This window comes from Bradyrhizobium niftali, from assembly GCF_004571025.1.
GTDB lineage: Bacteria > Pseudomonadota > Alphaproteobacteria > Rhizobiales > Xanthobacteraceae > Bradyrhizobium > Bradyrhizobium niftali.
Genome location: NZ_SPQT01000020.1, coordinates 132,908 through 149,939, shown reverse-complemented (window position 1 = coordinate 149,939; position 17,032 = coordinate 132,908). Strand labels below are relative to the sequence as shown.

Below are 17,032 nucleotides of genomic sequence, written 5' to 3'. Positions count from 1 at the left end.
AATCACCAACTCATCACCCCGTGCCGACCGCTTCAGAAATCTGCTGCGAGCAGGTCGTAGGAGCCTCTGCTGCCGCGGACATACTTCCTGGCCGCGGTGGCACATATCAAGTCGCGATTGCAATCGAACGCATTCAGGAATCCCGATTCGGTGGCATTGGCGCTCGGTTGAATCTGCTTCAACGCGCCTTCATCGATGAAGAACGAGGCCTCGATGGCGCTGTCGTGTCCCCAGAACCGCACGGCATGCCGCGTCCGGTCGTATGAGCGACTGTGATTCGGAAAATCAATCATGGGTCGGGCCGATCAGGTTGCAGGTGCCATGCGCCTTCACGCCGTTTGAGTCGGGGCACGCTGGGTGGCCGACGCCCGGCTTGCGTACGTCAGGAACACGGACGTTTAGTCGAGACCTGACTTGAGCGAGCCGGTTGCGCCTCTTTCAAATGATGCTTTGACGACAGGGTTACAACAGGATTCGGTGCCGATCGCGACAAATAGTTCTTCGCAAGCCTCGCTATTCGGCGAAAGGTGACTATATCCCGTTGATCACCGCTCGCTCCTCGGCCGTTATCGGTGACTGAGAGCATCGCGCTCCCGCCGCGACCAAGAGGCGGTCAATATGTCGGATTCCCCCGGATTCATCCTTCGTGAGTGGCTCGTACCTCCGGTCTTGCTGCCCATCTTCTTCGTGCTGCTGATCGCCGCTTCCATGCTCATACAATGGTAGTCGGTTTCGGCGCGCCTTCGCCGTCGGATCAGGCATCGGATTCAATTCAGCCGTCGTTGGCTTGCGAGCTGAACTCCAGGGCGATCGACGCCTTGCGTCGCGCTCGCGAATTGCCGTCAGGAAATAAGCGCACGGCGGCAATGCGCAGGGCGGCGATTCTTGGAAATGCCGCCGAAATCCACGCGTATTTCTCGGCAACGAAGGCGCCGAAGCAAGATCGCGACGCCGCTGAAATCCCGCCTTCGTGACGAAACGTTCCACTGAAATCAGGTCGGGCAGCCAACCCTCGTGATACAGTCGCCAACGCTCGAGATCGATCTCCGCACGGGCCAGCATCCCGGCGACGGAGAATCGCATGAGGATGCTTTGGCGGCAGAGAATGTCAGCCTGCGGCTTCTCCTTGCCCAGGCCGAGATCAACACGAGGGGCCTGCTCGCCAGGGCGGGCATCGATGCAAGGGAGCGAGAGACCTCCGACAAGCTGCAAAATCTGATCCTTGAAGAGCTGCACCACCGCATCAAGAACACGCTCGCGATCGTTGCCGCCATCGTCTCCCAGAGCCTGCGCAACCTGCAAGGTGTGGAACACGCACAGCAGGCTGTCGATGGTCGGCTATTGGCACTCGGCCGCGCGCACGATCTCCTTGTGCGGGCGAGTTGGTCGAGCGCCGACCTCGGGGCGGTCGTCCGCAGCGCCATCGAAGCTTTCGACGATCCCGCCGAATCGAAGTTCTCGATTTCGGGACCCGATATCCGGATCAATTCGGGTGCCGTGATCGCCGTCGCGATGACGCTCAATGAGCTTTGCACAAACGCCACGAAGTACGGTGCCTTTTCGGCTCCAAAGGGGGGCGTCGATCTCCACTGGACGATCGATCCGCAGACGCAACGCTTGCGCCTGACCTGGATCGAGAAGAATGGTCCGTTGATCCACTCACCCGCAAAGCGCAGCTTCGGAACGCGATTGATCGAGACGCTGGGTCGCCAGCTCCAGGGCGACGTGCAACTGACCTATGAGGAGAGCGGCTTCGCGTACACGTTCGACGCTCCATTGGCGTCTCTGAGTGTCCCGACGCCGGCAGGCTGAAATACGCGGAGAGTTTCAACGAAAGGAGGCGGCATGTTCAAATTTCTACAGTATCGTGCAAGAGCGGCCGCGTACGGCGAACTGGCCAGGAGTTCGCCCGGCAAGGATGACACCAGCAAATTCGAGAAGTTGCAGGACAGCCTCGCATCGCGCGCGGACAACGAGCAGGTGCTCGCGGACCAATACGTGGATGCAGTCAACGCCGGGGAGACGGAGCGACTGCGCGGCGCAGCCCTCGCGGCGGAGGAAGAGCGCGTTTTGCGATGTCTCGGCGCGGCCGTCATCATGCAATGGAATTCTCTGCCAACGACGCTTCAGCGGGAGATCTTCGACACCGCCGGATCGGTCGGAACATTGTTGGACACAGCGGCGCTCCGTGGGCAGATCGCCCGGTTTCTTCACAAGCACAGGCATGACACCGATCCCAGCAAGATCTGACGGGTGATGTGTTCGGGCGGGACAAGCTGGTGCGCGAGCATTCGCCGCCGGCATTTCTCCGGCACGGATCAACCCATCGCCGGCTTCGAGCCGCCGGTCCGGGAGTGATCTGGCAAAATGTCGCGGCACGGACTACATCTGCGCCATGTCAAATGCTCCGCTGGCAAATCGACCGCTCCAGGATTTCGTCGCCCGGCACGAACGTCTGTTCGTGCTGACCGGCGCCGGCTGCAGCACCAATTCCGGCATTCCCGACTATCGCGACAGCCATGGCAACTGGAAGCGGACCCAGCCGGTCAATTTCCAGGCCTTCATGTCGGAGGAGCACACGCGCCGGCGCTATTGGGCGCGTAGCCTGATCGGCTGGCGGCGGTTCGGCCAGGCGAGGCCGAACGATGCGCATCATGCGCTGGCCCGGCTCGAGGCGAACGGGCGCTGCGGGATGCTGCTGACCCAGAATGTCGACCGGTTGCATCAGTCCGCCGGCCACCGGCAGGTGATCGACCTGCATGGCCGGCTCGATCTGGTCCGCTGCATGGGCTGCGGGGCGAAGACGCCGCGCAACGAATTCCAGGATACGCTCGGCCGCGCCAATGCCGAATGGCTCGCGCTCGATGCTGCGGATGCGCCTGACGGCGATGCCGATCTGGAGCACGCGGATTTTTCCTCGTTCAAGGTGCCCGCCTGCGACTCCTGTGGCGGCATCCTCAAGCCCGACGTCGTGTTCTTCGGCGAGAACGTGCCGCGCGACGTCGTCGCCACCGCGCAGGACCATCTGTCGCAGGCTGACGCGATGCTGATCGTGGGCTCCTCGCTGATGGTCTATTCCGGTTTCCGCTTCGTGCAGGCTGCCGCGCAGCGGCAGATCCCGATCGCCGCGGTCAATCTCGGGCGCACCCGCGCCGACGATCTCCTGACGCTCAAGGTCGAGGAGCGCTGCGAAGCGGCGCTTGCATTCCTGCTCTGATCGCCTGCGAGGCGAACACGCCTTGCGTATTGCATGGGTGCCAAGCAGAATGGCCGGGCGCGGCGTTGCCGGCATGCCTGATGGCACGGAAATTGCTGCGTTTTTGTCCCCAGTCTTGACGATCAGCCGGAGAATTTTGGAATGCTTGAGGGAGCCGAGGTGCGGCTTGCCGTCGATATCGGTGGCACGTTCACCGACATCGTTCTGGACATGGGCGAGGTGCGCAAGACGCGCAAGGTGCTGACGACGCCGCAGCGGCCCGAACAGGCGGTGCTGGACGGGATGCGTCTCATTCTCGCCGATGCGCGCGCCCATATCAGCGACATCGACGTCTTCATTCACGGCACCACGCTCGCGACCAATGCGATCATCGAGCGCCGTGGCGCCAAGACGGCGCTGATCGCGACCGAGGGCTTTCGCGACGTGCTCGATATCGGCACCGAGAGCCGCTACGACCAGTACGATCTCGCCATCGACAAGCCGACGCCGCTGGCGCCGCGCAGCCTGCGCTTCACCGTGCCCGAGCGCATCGACGCGCACGGCGCCGTCCGTCTCCCGCTCGACGAAGCCTCGGTGCGCGCACTCGCGCCAAAATTGCGTGAGTTGAAGGTCGAGAGCGTCGCGATCGCCTTCCTGCACTCCTACGCCAATCCCGAGCACGAGCGCCGCGCCGCCGCGATCCTCAGCGAGGAGATGCCCGGAATTTCCGTGACGGTGTCATCGGCCGTGTGTCCGGAAATCCGCGAATATGAGCGCACGTCCACCGCAGTCGCGAACGCCTATGTGCAACCGCTGATCGACGGTTATCTCGCCCGCATGGCCGATGCCCTGCAGGTCGAGCAGTTCCGTGGTGCCATCTATCTCGTCACGTCCGGCGGCGGCGTCACCTCGATCGAGACGGCGCGGCGCTTTCCCGTGCGCCTCGTCGAGTCCGGTCCTGCCGGCGGTGCGATCTTCGCGGCGCAGATCGCAGCGCGTCTCGGCGAGAGCAAGGTGCTGTCCTTCGACATGGGCGGCACCACGGCCAAGATCTGCCTGATCGAGAAATACCAGCCCGAGACCTCGCGCGTGTTCGAGGTCGATCGCGCGGCGCGCTTCCTGAAAGGCTCCGGCCTGCCGGTGCGCATTCCCGTGATCGAGATGGTCGAGATCGGCGCCGGTGGCGGCTCGATCGCCCATGTCGACGCGATGAAGCGCGTCACCGTCGGCCCCGAGAGCGCGTCGTCCGAGCCCGGCCCGGCCTGCTATGGTCGCGGCGGCCAGCGTCCGGCCGTGACCGATGCGGACGTTGCGCTCGGCATGATCGATCCCGACGCCTTCGCAGGTGGCACGATCAGGCTCGACCCCGAACTCTCGAAGCAGGCGCTGCTGCGCAGCGTCGGCGAGCCGCTGGGCCTGTCGGCGGAAACCGCGGCCTATGCCGTGCACGAGGTCGTCTGCGAGAACATGGCGAGTGCCGCACGCGTGCATGCGGTCGAACGCGGCGCCGTGGTCGGCCAGCATACGCTGATCGCGTTCGGCGGTGCCGCGCCGCTGCATGCGGCGCGCGTCGCCGAGAAGATCGGCGTCTCCCGGGTGATCGTGCCGTCGAATGCCGGCGTCGGCTCGGCGGTCGGATTTCTAGCCGCTCCCATCGCCTATGAGCTGGTGCGCAGCCGTCACGTCCGGCTTGACGATTTCGACACCGGCGCGGTTTCCGACCTCTTGCAGGAGATGGCGACCGAGGCGCGTGCGCTGGTCGAGCCCGGTGCTGCCGGTGCCCCGGTGCGCGAACGCCGCGCGGCCTTCATGCGTTATGTCGGTCAGGGCCACGAGATCAGCGTGGAGCTGCCGAACCGGCCGCTGACATCAGCCGATCTCGCCGGCCTGCGCCAGAAGTTCGAGGCTGATTATTCCGCGATGTTCGAGCGCCCGATCCCGGGTGCCGCGATCGAGGTCCTGAGCTGGTCGGTGCTCGCCACCACCGAGCCGCGCAATCCGTCCGTCGTCGCGGCCGTTGCACGCAGGCCCGCGGGCAAGGCGTCCGGCAGCCGGAAATTCTTCGACGGCCGGGCCGGAGAGGTGATCGAGATTCCACTCTATCGCCGCGAGGACATGGCGCCGGGGGCGACGATTGCCGGCCCCGCCGTGATCGCGGAGGATGAGACCTCGACCTTCGTCTCCACCAGTTTTGACGCCCATATCGACGGTGCCGGCAGCATCGTCATGGAACGGAAGGCGGCCTGATCATGAGCAAGGCAAATGGCGCGAGCCTGATCGACCTTCAGATCATGTGGCACCGGCTGATCGCCGTGGTCGAGGAGCAGGCGCAAGTGCTGCTCCGCACCGCCTTCAGCCCGATCGTGCGCGAATGCGGCGATCTCTCGGCCGGCGTATTCGACCTCAAGGGGCGGATGCTGGCGCAGGCGGTCACCGGCACGCCCGGTCACGTCAACTCGATGGCGGAATCGGTCAAGCACTTCATCGACCACTTCCCGATCGAGACGATGAAGGAGGGCGATGCCTACATCACCAACGATCCCTGGATGGGCACCGGCCACCTCAACGATTTCGTCGTCACCACGCCCTGCTTCAAGGACGGCAAGCCGGTCGCGCTATTCTCCTGCACCAGCCATCTCATGGACATCGGCGGCATCGGCTTCGGGCCTGACGCCACCGACGTGTTCATGGAGGGGCTCTACATCCCGATGCTGAAGCTGATCGACCGGGGCGTCGTCAACGAGACGCTGATGGCGATGATCCGCACCAACACGCGGCTGCCGATCGACACCGAGGGCGACACCTATTCGCTCGCCGGCTGCAACGACGTCGGCTGCGAGCGCCTGGTCGAGATGATGACCGAGTTCGGCATCGACACGCTCGACGAGCTCGGCGACTACATCTGCGAACGCTCGCGCGAGGCCGTGCTGGCCGAGATCGCCAAGCTGCCGAAGGGCAGCTGGCGCAACACCATGGTCGTTGACGGCTACGACGCGCCAGTGACGCTGGCCGCGACGCTGACGATCTCGGATGCGGGCATTCACGTCGATTTCGACGGCACTTCGACCGCCTCGAAGTTCGGCATCAACGTGCCGTTGTCCTACACCACGGCCTACACCGTGTTCGGCCTCGGCTGTGTCGTCGCCTCGCAGATCCCGAACAATGCCGGCTCGCTGTCGCCGCTGACAGTGTCGGCACCTGCCGGCGCGATCCTCAATGCGCCGAAGCCCGCGCCCGTCGCCTCGCGCCACATCATCGGCCAGATGCTCCCCGACGTGGTGTTCGGCTGCCTGCGCCAGATCATTCCCGAGCGCGTGCCGGCGGAAGGCACCTCGTGCCTGTGGAATCTCAACGTGCGCGGACAGACGCGAAGTGGCGTCGGCGGCAATTACGGGTTCTCGATGGCGGTCACCAGCAATGGCGGCACCGGCGCGCGCTTCGGCAAGGACGGCCTGTCGGCCACCGCCTATCCCAGCGGCGTGCGCGGCACGCCGGTCGAGATCGCGGAAACACAGACGCCGCTGATCTTCTGGCGCAAGGAGCTGCGCCCGGATTCCGGCGGGGCAGGGCGTACCCGCGGCGGCCTTGGTCAGATCATCGAGGTCGGCAGCGGCGTCGATGCGCCGTTCGACATTCTGGCGGCGTTCGACCGCATCGATCATCCGCCGCGTGGCCGCGACGGCGGCCGGAACGGCGAGGCCGGCTATGTCGGTCTCAAATCCGGCAAGAAGCTGCGTGGCAAGGGCTTTCAGCAGGTGCCGCCGGACGACCGTCTGGTGGTGCTGACGCCCGGCGGCGCCGGCATCGGCGATCCGACCGAGCGGGCACGCTCGGCCGTCAATGGCGACATCGAAAGCGGCCTCGTGTCGGCGGACAACGCGGTTGCAGTTTATGGGTACACGCGGTGACGCGTCAGGCGTCGTGAACGGAGGGGCTCAATGATCACGCGACGGAACTTCACCGCGGGCGCCGCGACGCTGCTCGCCGCCGGCCAGATCTCGACCCGCGCGCGGGCGGCAACGACAAGCTGGGACATGTCGACGGTCTGGCCCGACGGCAACTTCCACACCCAGAATGCGATGGCCTTCGCCGAGGAAGTGAAGAAGCAGACCGGCGGCACGGTCAACATCACCGTGAAGGCCGGCGGCCAGCTCGGCTTCAAGGGCCCCGAGCACCTGCGCGCCGTGCGCGATGGCCTCGTGCCGCTCGCCGACGTTCTCAACATCCAGCAGGTCGGCGACGAGCCCTTCATGGGCGTCGAGAGCATCCCGTTCCTGTGCGGCTCGATGGACGAGCTCAAGGTGCTGCACAAATATGTGCGGCCCGAATACGAGAAGGTCGCCGCGCGCAACAACCAGAAGATCCTCTACATTGTGCCGTGGCCGACGCAGTACCTGCATCTCAAGGTCAAGGTCGCCGACGTCGAGGGCCTGAAGAACATCAAGATCCGCGTGCCCGACAAGAACGCCGTCGACATGCTGGCCGTGGTCGGCATGGCGCCGGTGATGATCCCCTGGGGCGAGACGATCCCCGCGCTGGCGTCCGGTGCGGTGTCTGGCGTCTCGACCTCGGCGGTGTCCGGTGTCGACGGCAAGTTCTGGGAATTTCTGAAGTACATCTACCCGACCAACCACGTCTGGTCGTCGCAGATGCTCACGGTCAATCTCGACTCGTGGAAGGCGCTCAGTGCGGATCAACAGCAACTCGTCTCCGGCGTTGCCGCCAAGATGGAGCCGGGTTTCTGGGCGAACTCGCTCAAGGCCGACGCCGACAGCCTCAACCGCCTCAAGGAAGGCGGCATGGAGGTGATCCCGGTCTCGGATGCGATGATAAGCGACATCCGCAGCAAGACCGCGCCGCAGCTCGACGCCTTCCTCAAGCGTGTGCCGGCGGCCGACAAGCCGGTGCGGGCCTATCTCGCCGAAATGAAGCGCTGAGGACGAGGTTGTGACGAGCGTCCTTCCCGCAGCTCCGCAGAGCCTCAATGCAGCGGCGCCGGCGCCGCTGCGCATCCTGCTCGACGGCATCGACCGTCTCGGCCGGCTCGACGGCTGGATCGGCGGCGGCTGTCTGCTCACGCTGACGCTGTTGATGCTATGCGAGGTCGCAACCCGCTTCCTCTCGAACTTCCTGCCGTTCTTCCCGCCGACCATCTCGATCGCGTGGGAATATTCCTCCTACCTGATGGCGGCGTCGTTCACCTTCGGCGCCGCCATGACCCTGCGCGTCGGCGGCCACATCCGCGTCGTGCTGCTCCTGAAGAACGCGCCGGCGCCGGTGCAGCGCGCGCTCGAGATCCTCTCCGCAGCGGCCGGCTTCGCCTTCATGGCGTTCCTGACCTCCGCGATGGCGAAGTTCGCCTTCGGCGCCTATGTGCGCGGCCAGGTCTCGACCTCGAGCGACACGCCGCTGTGGTTTCCGGAAGCCGTCGTCACCTTCGGCATGCTGCTGCTCACGCTCCAGTTCCTGGCGCGCGCGATCCAGGCCGCGCTCGGCCTGCCGCTGGAGGATCACCGCATGAAGGCCTCCCCCGTCGAATGACCGCCTTGCCCGCCAACGGATTCAAGATCGCATGACCATCGAAGTCGTTGCCCTGTTCGCGATCCTGTTTGCACTGCTGGCATGCGGCGTGTGGATCGGCCTCACGCTCGCGCTCACCGCAACGCTGCTGCTGGCGATGTTCCGCTCGATCCCGCTCGACAAGCTGTTGCCGCAATACGCCTGGAACATCCTGACGACGCAGGAGCTGCTGGCGCTGCCGCTGTTCATCCTGATGGGCGAGCTGCTGTTTCGCACCCGCCTGTCGCGCTCGCTGTTCCAGGGACTTGCGCCCTGGGCCGGGCTTCTGCCGGGCCGGCTGCTGCATGTGAACGTGATCGGCTGCACCATCTTCGCGGCGATCTCGGGCTCGTCCGCGGCGACCACGCAGGTGATCGGCCGCATGTCACTCAACGAGCTCTTGCGCCGCGGCTATTCGCGCGACATCGCGATCGGCTCGCTCGCCGGCGCAGGCACGCTCGGCTTCCTGATCCCGCCGTCCAACATCATGATCATCTACGGCGTGCTCGGCGACGTTTCCATTCTCAAGCTCTTTACGGCGGGCGTGCTGCCCGGCCTGCTGCTCGCCGCCACCTTCATGGGCTGGGTGATGCTGCACACGACGCTCAAGCCCTCCATGGTGCCGGAGACGGAAGCAAAGCTCTCGCAGGTGCCGTGGGGCGAACGCTTCGCCGCGCTGAAGGACCTCGCGCCGGCGCTGTTCCTGATCGCCTGCGTGCTCGGCTCGATGTATGGCGGCCTCGCGACGCCGTCGGAGGCCGCCGCCGTCGGCGTGCTCGGGGCGGGGCTGGTGGCCTGGGCGCAAGGCTCGATGTCGCAGCAGGTGATCCGCGACGTGCTGATCGGGTCGGTCGTGACCTGCTCGATGATCGCGCTGATCGTGCTGGGGGCGTCCATCCTCGGCAACGCCGCAGCATTCCTCGGCATTCCTCAGGCGGTGGCCGCCTTCGTCAAGGGCCTCGGCCTGTCGCCCTTCATGCTGATCGTGGCGCTGATCGTCTTCTATCTCATCCTCGGCTGCTTCCTCGACGGCTTCTCGATGATCGTGATGACGCTGCCGATCGTGCTGCCGATCGTGAAGGGCGCAGGTTTCGACGAGATCTGGTTCGGCATCTTCCTCGTGCTCGCGGTCGAGATGGCGCAGATCACCCCGCCGGTCGGCTTCAACCTGTTCGTGATCCAGGGCCTGACCGAAGATGGCCTTGGCTACATCGCGCGCGTCACGCTGCCCTATCTGATGATCATGATCGGCTTCGTGCTGCTGCTGACGCTGTGGCCCGGGATCGTCACGATCCTGCCGCGGGTGCTGTACGGATAGAGTCGCGCCGCCCCGGCCTTGAAGATTTGTCGATTGGGACGAAACGGTCAGTGCGGCTGCCGTTTCAATTTTCCTCGTGCGTCAAGTTCACGCCGTGGGTGCATTCCGTCTTTGCACTGCCAATGATCCGGCGTACTCTGCGACGGCGAGCAGAAGTGCAATAGCAACCACTCCAGTGAACGTAGCTCCTTTGGCGACATGCGCCGAGAGAGGGAGACATCTGTTGGCAGCTCATCTTCGACGGAAAACGATCGACGCGCACTGAACTGCAAACGTCCCTCGCGGCGGCGCTCATAAGACGCAATCACACAGAAGCGGGAGGAAGTGCATATGAGGAAGCAGTGGCTTAGCTCAGGTTTACCTGTTCTTGTCGGCGCGACATTTGCGGCGTCGGCGGCGTTTGCTCAATCGGTGGATACGGCCCGGATCGAGGCCGCCGGTCAGAACGATTGGCTCACCTATCACGGTTCATACAAATCCCATCACTACAGCCCGCTCGCGCAGATCAATGCCAACACCATCGGCAATCTGGGCGTAGCCTGGATGCACATTCCCGGACGATCGACGCGCGGCCTGCAGTCGATGCCGCTCGTGGCCGATGGCGTGCTCTATTACTCGGGTTCTTACAGCCGGGTCTTTGCGCTGAACGGCGCGACGGGCGAGGTCATCTGGTCGTTCTTTCCGGAGCTCGATGAGGCGCTCATCAGCCGGCAGACCCACTCGCCCTACAATCGCGGCGTAGCCCTCGGTGAAGGCAAGGTCTTCGTCGGCACGATGGACGGTCGTGTCTTCGGGCTGGATTCGAAGACGGGAAAGGTCCTCTGGGAGACCAGGCTGATCGATTCGCAGAAGCTCACGGTCGGTTTCACCGGCGCACCGCTTTACGCGAAAGGGAGCGTGATCATCGGCTCGCAAGGTGGCGAATGGCCGGGCCGCGGCCCGATCTTCGCGCTTGATGCCACCACCGGAAAGAAGAAGTGGGAGTTCCTGACGGTCGCAGGCACCGACGAGGCCATGAAAACCTGGGGCAACGATTCCTGGCGGACCGGTGGTGGCGGCGGCTGGATGCCGGGGACCTACGATTCCGAGACCAACACCATCCTGTGGGGCACCGCGAACCCGGCGCCGCTCTATGATTGGTCGGGCTCCGACTACAAGACGCAAGGCGCGCGTCCCGGCGACAATCTCTATACGAGTTCTGTCATCGCTCTCGATATCGATACCGGAAAGCTGAAATCCTACCATCAGGAACTGCCGCACGACGCCTGGGACTTCGACAGCGCCGTCGGCGAGTTCGTGATGCTCGAACGCGACGGCCAGAAATACGTGGTTCATCCGAACAAGGGCGGCTTCGTCTTCGTCTACGACCGCAATCTCGGCGTGAAGAACGTCTGGCGGCTGGTTGAGAACATCAACTTCGTCAAGGATATCGATCCCAAGACCGGCGCGCTGATCGGTCGACGCGATTTCGCGGCCGGGAAAGTCGCCGAACCGCCGTTGTGTCCATTCATCGGCGGCGGCATCAGCTGGAATGCCGGCTCATACAGCCCGAAGACCGGTCTCTACTACAAGCTCGGCCAGGAATGGTGCATGACACTGGAAGTCCAGAAGACGACGCCGGTCACCGCGCCGCAGGTCCAGCTCAACATCGGCGCCGACTTCAAGATGGCGCCTCCTCCGGGCGGCGAGATCTACGGACATCTTGACGCGCGCGATCCGATAACGGGAGCGAAGAAATGGGAGGTCCGCTATCCTGAGCCGCCGCTTGGGAGCGTACTGTCGACCGCGGGCAATCTCGTGTTCGTGCCCGACTCCCGCGGCGTCCTTCACGCCTACGATGCCGAAACCGGCGCCGAGCTGTGGAAACACAACAATGGCACCGGCCATCAAGGCGGCATCGTCAGCTACTCCGTCGGGGGCAAGCAATATATCGCAGTGGCCGCAGGCTTCGGCGGGATGCTTGCGGATGAATATGCGCCAAACTTCGGCGGCGCCTACAAGAGCATGCCGCGTGACGACGGCGCGCTCATCGTCTTCAGCCTGAAATAGTCTGCCGCAAACGTTCGGTCATGGAGTGGACGCAAGCCCACACCATGACCGATCGAAGCTGCGACGCGTGATTTCAGGAATGGAGCGGACGTGTTGAGACTGCATTTGAAAACGATTCCTGCGGGACTGGGTGCCGCGTTGCTGTGCGCTGTGATGGCTCAAGCACAATCCGCCACGCCCGCGCCCGAGAACGGGTCGTTCGAGGTCGAACCGGTGTTCGCGGGAACTTGCGGCTTCTGCCACTCCGACGGTGGCCGGGCGCCCGGCAAGGGGCCGCAGCTGATGAACTCGCCGCGCGACGACGACTTCATTCGCGACCGCATCAAGCACGGCAAGCAAGGGGCGATGCCGGCATTCGACGGCGCCTTCACCGACACCCAGATCGACCAGATCGTCAAATACATCCGCGCCTTGAAACCGCGCGCGGGCTGAAGCGCACGGCGCGATCCATTCAGATGAGAACGCCGAATGAAGGCATTTGTCCCGCTCATTGCCGTTGCCGCCATCGGGCTATCCGGACCGGCGCAGGCGCGAACCCTGGACGCGATCCGCTCGAGCGGCGCGATCGGGCTGTGCGCGCATCCCAACTCGCTTCCCTTTGCGCGCAAGGCGGGCGATCCGCCCGGCTTTCAGGTCGAGCTCGGTCAGGCGCTGGCACGCGAGCTCGGTGTCTCGCTGCGGCTCGACTGGATCATCACGCAGTACCAGATGCGCAGTGCCGGCTGCGACATTCTTCTGGACGTCATCGCTGATCGCGAAGCGCAAGGCGAAACCCGCCTGAGGATATCGAAACCGTACTATCGCACAGGCGTCGCGCTCGCGGTGCCGTCATCCAGCACGCTCAGCTCGTTCAAAAGCCTCAACGGGGCCACCAAAGTGGGAGTGCAGGTTGGATCGGTCGCGGCCATGATCATTGGTCAGCGGCGCGTGCCTACATCGACCTTCGGCTTCGAGAGTGACAGCCTCGATGCCGTGTCGAATCATGAGATCGATGCCGCAGCGGTCACCCCCACTGCGGCGAGCTATTTCAATCTGACGCATCCGGACAAGGTACTCCGGATCCTGGATCGCGACGAGAGCGTGGCCGATCTCAACTGGAATGTCGCCGTCGGCATGATTCGCCCCGATGATGCGTTGCGCGAAGCCATCGACGGAGCGGTGGAACGGCTGCGCAGCGACGGCACGATCGATCGGATCTACGGTCGCTACGGGATCGCGCTGCAAGCGCCGAGATAGTCGAATTGCAACGAAGGAACGACGTCGTCCCGGCCCAGCCGGGACGACGTCGCCGTCTTGACTTAAGCCGCCGCCTTCTTCCTGGCGAGTTCGGCCTTGTACAGCTCGAACTCCTCCGCGATCGCCTTTGCGACCGAGGGCCGCTGGCGCAGGCGTTCGTAATAGGCCTTCACGTTCGGCCATTTGGCGAGCTCGATCGGCGGTGTCGCCATGGTCCAGTTGATGACCGTGACGAGATAGGCGTCGGCCACACTGAAATGGTCGAGCAGGAAGTCGCGTCCCTTCAGGTAGTTGTCGAGATAGTCGAGCCGCGACAGGTTCTTCTCCAGCGCGTAGGCCTTGGTCTCCTGCGGCGCCTTGCGGTCGAGCACGGGGATGAAGAGGCCCTTGTGCAGCTCGGTGCCGATGAAGCAGAGCCATTGGTGCAGCCGCGTGCGCTCGATGCCCGCCGCGGCGCCGAGGCCGGATTGCGGAAAGCGGTCGGCGACATATTGCAGGATCGCCGCGTTCTCGGTCAGCACCACGCCCTCGTCGGTGCGCAGCGTCGGCACGAGGCCGATCGGGTTCACGGTGCGGAAATCGGTACCGTCGTTCAGCACCTTCTTGGTCGGCGGATCGACTTCGAGATAGTTCGCTTCGGCACCGGCTTCGTACAGCGCGACGCGGGTCGCCATCGAGCAGGCGAGCGGCGAGAAATAGAGATCCATCTGTAGCCTCCTTGGGCAGTTCCTCTTTCGGGTATCGCTCAACCTGGCCAGATTGATTTTTGTACCATCTTGCATAATATGGCGAGGGTCAAGGATTAATTTGCGAAATGGTACAAAAATCGAAACCGCCAGCTGCTGCCAATGAACCGAAGCGCCGTGGCCGGCCGCGCGCCTATGAGCCCGAGGTCGCGCTCGGCAAGGCGCTCGACCTGTTCCGCCGGCAGGGTTTTGCCGCGACCTCGCTCGACGATCTGAGCGAAGCCACCGGCATGAACCGCCCGAGTCTCTACGGGGCCTTCGGCGACAAGCGCGAGCTCTACATCAAGAGCTACCAGCGCTACCGCGAGGAAGCGCGGGCATCCATGGCTGCGATCTTTCGCGACGAGATGCCGCTGCGCCAGCGCCTGGAGCGCATCTTCGCCTCCGCGCTGAATATCTATCTCTCCGGCGAGACGGGCCCGCGCGGCTGCTTCACCGTGGTGACGGCGGCGTCCGAGGCTGTCGGTGATCCCGACATCCGCGCCATGGTGCTCGACGGTCTCGCCGAGCTCGACAAGGCGTTTGCGAGTTGCTTCCGCCGCGCCAGGGAGAAGGGCGAACTGCCGGAGAGCGCGGACCCGGCCGTGCTGGCCCAGCTCGCATCAGCGACAGTGCACTCGATCGCCATCCGCTCGCGCGCCCGCGTCTCACGGAAAGATCTGGAAGCGATCGTGAAGGGTGCGATTGATGTGATGTTGGGGGTCAAGCCCTAGCTGTCGTCCCGGACAAGCGCAGCGAAGCGGAGCGCCGATCCGGGATCCATAACCACAGGGAGTGGTTTAGCGAAGACTCGGAGTTATCAGTCTCGCGCCGCAACTTCTCCCTGGGGTTATGGGTCCCCGCCTTCGCGGGGACGACAGCGAGAATGTAGCGCGATCCTTCGCCCGACTAGGCCGCGCGAATATGCGCCAGGAAGCGATCGACCTCGTCGCGCAGACGTTGCGACTGCTTCGATAGCTCGATCGCGGAGCCCAGCACTTCCTCGGCTGCCGTGCCGGTCGCGGCGATGCCGGCGGTGACGCCGGAAATGTTCTGCGAGACCTCGCCGGTGCGGGCGGCGGCCTGCTGGACGTTCTGCGCGATCTCCTGCGTCGCGGTGCCTTGCTGCCCGACGGCGGCGGCGATCGCAGCCGAAATTTCGTCGACCTGCTGGATCGTCGCGCAGATCGACTGGATGCCGTCGACCGCGCCGGTCGTCTCGCCCTGCACCGCTGTGACCTGCGCGCCGATCTCTTCGGTTGCCTTCGCGGTCTGGGTCGCCAGCGCCTTCACTTCAGAGGCGACCACGGCAAAGCCGCGCCCGGCTTCGCCCGCGCGCGCCGCTTCGATCGTTGCATTGAGCGCCAGCAGATTGGTCTGGCCTGCAATGCCATTGATGAAGGCGACGACGTCGCCGATCTTCTGCGCGGCATCCGCCAGGCTCTGCACGCGCGCATTCGACTGCCGTCCGTCGCTCGCGGCCTTGCCGACCACTTCGGTCGCGTGCGCAAGGCGCCGGCTGATTTCGGTCATCGACGAGGACAATTCCTCCGCTGCGGCCGCGACCGTCTGCACGTTCTCCGAGGCCAGCGCCGAGGCCGACGACACCGTGCGGGTCTGCTCGCGCGACTGCTCGACGATATCGGACATCGAGCGCGCCGTGTGCTCCATCTCGACCGCGGCCGCGGACACCGTGGTGACGACCTCGCGGATGCTGGCCTCGAAATTGTCGGCAAGCGCGGCGAAGGCGCGCCGCTTCTCCGCTTCGGACTGCGCCTTGGCCTCGAGCTGCTCGGCCTGGAGCTTGCCGAAATTCACCGCATTGTCGCGGAACACCGCGACCGCCTTCACCATCGCGCCCACCTCGTCATTCGACTTGCTGGTGGGTACAGTGACGTCGAGACGTCCGTCCGCGAGCTCGCGCATCACGTTGGTGATCGACAGGATCGGGCGCGAGATGCTGCGGGCGATGAGATAGCCGACGATCGCCGCTAGAACGAGCCCGAGCGCGGCGATACCGATCGCCAGCAGCCAGGCGCGATCGGCGGAGGCCTCGTAATCGGCATTGTCCATCACGAGCTCGACCGCGCCGAGCGGCTTTCCGGAAAAGTCCCTGATCGGTCCGAGCAGCGCGGCGACCGGCGTGGTGTCGAGCTTGGCCCGTCGCACTGTGAAGCTGCCCCCGGCGGCGCGGCCGTAATCGGTGGCATCGAAGAAGCTCTTGCCTTTCAGCGTGCCGCCGAACAGCTTGAAGCCCGAACCGTCGGCGAGATGGAAGGCGACGTCGACATGGCGGTTGTTCCTGAAATCGTCGAGGAAAGGCTGGCCGAAGGTCAGGCCGAATTCGACCGTGCCGAGGTGCTTGCCGTCCTGCGCGATCGGCACCACGCCGCGGATGCCGAGCCCGGCCATGCCGCCCTCGAGCCCGACCACGACCTTGCGGTCCTGGTTGGCGACGACGACGGTCTTGCGGAAGCCGGAGAGGTCGTCGCCGAATTTGGCCGGCTGGTGCACGCGCAGGTAGGACGTCGCCGGCGGCACGTGGAACTGGAACTGGTCGACGCCGTAGTCGGATTTGATGGCCGTGAACACCGGCCCGAACAGGCGCACCAGCGTCTCGCGGTCCTGCTTCGCCATCGCCTCCTGCGTCGCCGGCATCGCGGCCACCACGGCGCTCATCGCGGCGGCGCGGTGCGATTCCTCCGCGATGCGCGATTGCAGGGCGTCGTAATGGCTGCGCAGCTCGCGCTGGTCGGCGCGGTCGATGATGCCGGCGATGATCCACATCGCGCCCAGCACGGCAAACAGCGCGGTCGCCGCCGCCGTCACCGCCAGCGCAACCGTGATCCGCATCCTGAGGCCGAGACTCGTCCGCATGTCCGACTCGTTCTTTGAGCGTTGGTTAACACCGCTTATCAACTTCTCGCTAAGAGAGGGTGAACGGGATAC

The 17,032-nt window shown here is 64.7% G+C and carries 16 protein-coding genes; 13 read left to right on the top strand and 3 right to left on the bottom strand.

The window, feature by feature from the left end:
- Nucleotides 1–32 precede the first annotated feature (32 nt).
- Complete coding sequence (locus tag E4K65_RS29880; protein ID WP_135177177.1) at nucleotides 33–293, bottom strand: DUF1488 family protein; 261 nt, start codon at nucleotides 291–293, stop codon at nucleotides 33–35.
- A gap of 426 nt (nucleotides 294–719) precedes the next feature.
- Here E4K65_RS29880 and E4K65_RS29875 point away from each other — a divergent pair, with 426 nt between their 5' ends.
- The 12 genes from E4K65_RS29875 (at nucleotide 720) to E4K65_RS29820 (ending at nucleotide 13,358) form a co-directional block, all read left to right on the top strand.
- On the top strand, nucleotides 720–974 hold the full coding sequence (locus E4K65_RS29875) for a hypothetical protein (protein ID WP_135177176.1): 255 nt from the start codon (nucleotides 720–722) through the stop codon (nucleotides 972–974).
- A 40-nt stretch (nucleotides 975–1,014) separates the two neighbouring features.
- Complete coding sequence (locus tag E4K65_RS29870) at nucleotides 1,015–1,812, top strand: sensor histidine kinase (RefSeq protein ID WP_135177175.1); 798 nt, start codon at nucleotides 1,015–1,017, stop codon at nucleotides 1,810–1,812.
- A 33-nt stretch (nucleotides 1,813–1,845) separates the two neighbouring features.
- Complete coding sequence (locus E4K65_RS29865) at nucleotides 1,846–2,250, top strand: hypothetical protein (RefSeq protein WP_135177174.1); 405 nt, start codon at nucleotides 1,846–1,848, stop codon at nucleotides 2,248–2,250.
- A gap of 145 nt (nucleotides 2,251–2,395) precedes the next feature.
- Entirely contained in the window at nucleotides 2,396–3,217 is an 822-nt protein-coding gene (locus tag E4K65_RS29860; protein WP_135177173.1) for an NAD-dependent protein deacetylase, read from the top strand.
- Between the two features lie 141 nt (nucleotides 3,218–3,358).
- Nucleotides 3,359–5,443 (top strand): hydantoinase/oxoprolinase family protein, encoded by a 2,085-nt coding sequence (locus E4K65_RS29855; protein ID WP_135177172.1) that lies wholly within the window; start codon nucleotides 3,359–3,361, stop codon nucleotides 5,441–5,443.
- 2 nt (nucleotides 5,444–5,445) lie between these two features.
- Entirely contained in the window at nucleotides 5,446–7,104 is a 1,659-nt protein-coding gene (locus E4K65_RS29850) for a hydantoinase B/oxoprolinase family protein (protein ID WP_135177171.1), read from the top strand.
- A gap of 30 nt (nucleotides 7,105–7,134) precedes the next feature.
- The gene (locus E4K65_RS29845; RefSeq protein WP_135177170.1) at nucleotides 7,135–8,133 is read left to right on the top strand and encodes a TRAP transporter substrate-binding protein; all 999 of its coding nucleotides are present in this window, start codon (nucleotides 7,135–7,137) and stop codon (nucleotides 8,131–8,133) included.
- A 10-nt stretch (nucleotides 8,134–8,143) separates the two neighbouring features.
- Nucleotides 8,144–8,737 carry a TRAP transporter small permease subunit gene (locus E4K65_RS29840; RefSeq protein ID WP_092187048.1) on the top strand — a complete coding sequence of 198 codons (594 nt, stop codon included), beginning with the start codon at nucleotides 8,144–8,146 and terminating at the stop codon, nucleotides 8,735–8,737.
- A 31-nt stretch (nucleotides 8,738–8,768) separates the two neighbouring features.
- On the top strand, nucleotides 8,769–10,073 hold the full coding sequence (locus tag E4K65_RS29835; RefSeq protein WP_135177169.1) for a TRAP transporter large permease: 1,305 nt from the start codon (nucleotides 8,769–8,771) through the stop codon (nucleotides 10,071–10,073).
- Nucleotides 10,074–10,403: 330 nt separating this feature from the next.
- Nucleotides 10,404–12,122 carry a pyrroloquinoline quinone-dependent dehydrogenase gene (locus E4K65_RS29830; protein ID WP_135177168.1) on the top strand — a complete coding sequence of 573 codons (1,719 nt, stop codon included), beginning with the start codon at nucleotides 10,404–10,406 and terminating at the stop codon, nucleotides 12,120–12,122.
- A 153-nt stretch (nucleotides 12,123–12,275) separates the two neighbouring features.
- Nucleotides 12,276–12,554, top strand: coding sequence for a c-type cytochrome (locus tag E4K65_RS29825; protein ID WP_235885773.1), 279 nt, complete (start codon nucleotides 12,276–12,278; stop codon nucleotides 12,552–12,554).
- Nucleotides 12,555–12,590: 36 nt separating this feature from the next.
- Nucleotides 12,591–13,358 (top strand): substrate-binding periplasmic protein, encoded by a 768-nt coding sequence (locus E4K65_RS29820; RefSeq protein WP_135177166.1) that lies wholly within the window; start codon nucleotides 12,591–12,593, stop codon nucleotides 13,356–13,358.
- A gap of 62 nt (nucleotides 13,359–13,420) precedes the next feature.
- Here E4K65_RS29820 and E4K65_RS29815 read toward each other — a convergent pair whose 3' ends face one another.
- Complete coding sequence (locus tag E4K65_RS29815; RefSeq protein ID WP_135177165.1) at nucleotides 13,421–14,065, bottom strand: glutathione binding-like protein; 645 nt, start codon at nucleotides 14,063–14,065, stop codon at nucleotides 13,421–13,423.
- A gap of 107 nt (nucleotides 14,066–14,172) precedes the next feature.
- On the opposite strand from E4K65_RS29815, the gene E4K65_RS29810 reads away from it, so the two are divergent.
- Nucleotides 14,173–14,817: a TetR/AcrR family transcriptional regulator gene (locus tag E4K65_RS29810; protein ID WP_135177164.1), complete on the top strand. Its 645-nt coding sequence runs from the start codon at nucleotides 14,173–14,175 to the stop codon at nucleotides 14,815–14,817.
- A gap of 175 nt (nucleotides 14,818–14,992) precedes the next feature.
- On the opposite strand, the gene E4K65_RS29805 is transcribed toward E4K65_RS29810, so the two are convergent.
- Complete coding sequence (locus E4K65_RS29805) at nucleotides 14,993–16,960, bottom strand: methyl-accepting chemotaxis protein (RefSeq protein WP_167771258.1); 1,968 nt, start codon at nucleotides 16,958–16,960, stop codon at nucleotides 14,993–14,995.
- Nucleotides 16,961–17,032 lie beyond the last annotated feature (72 nt).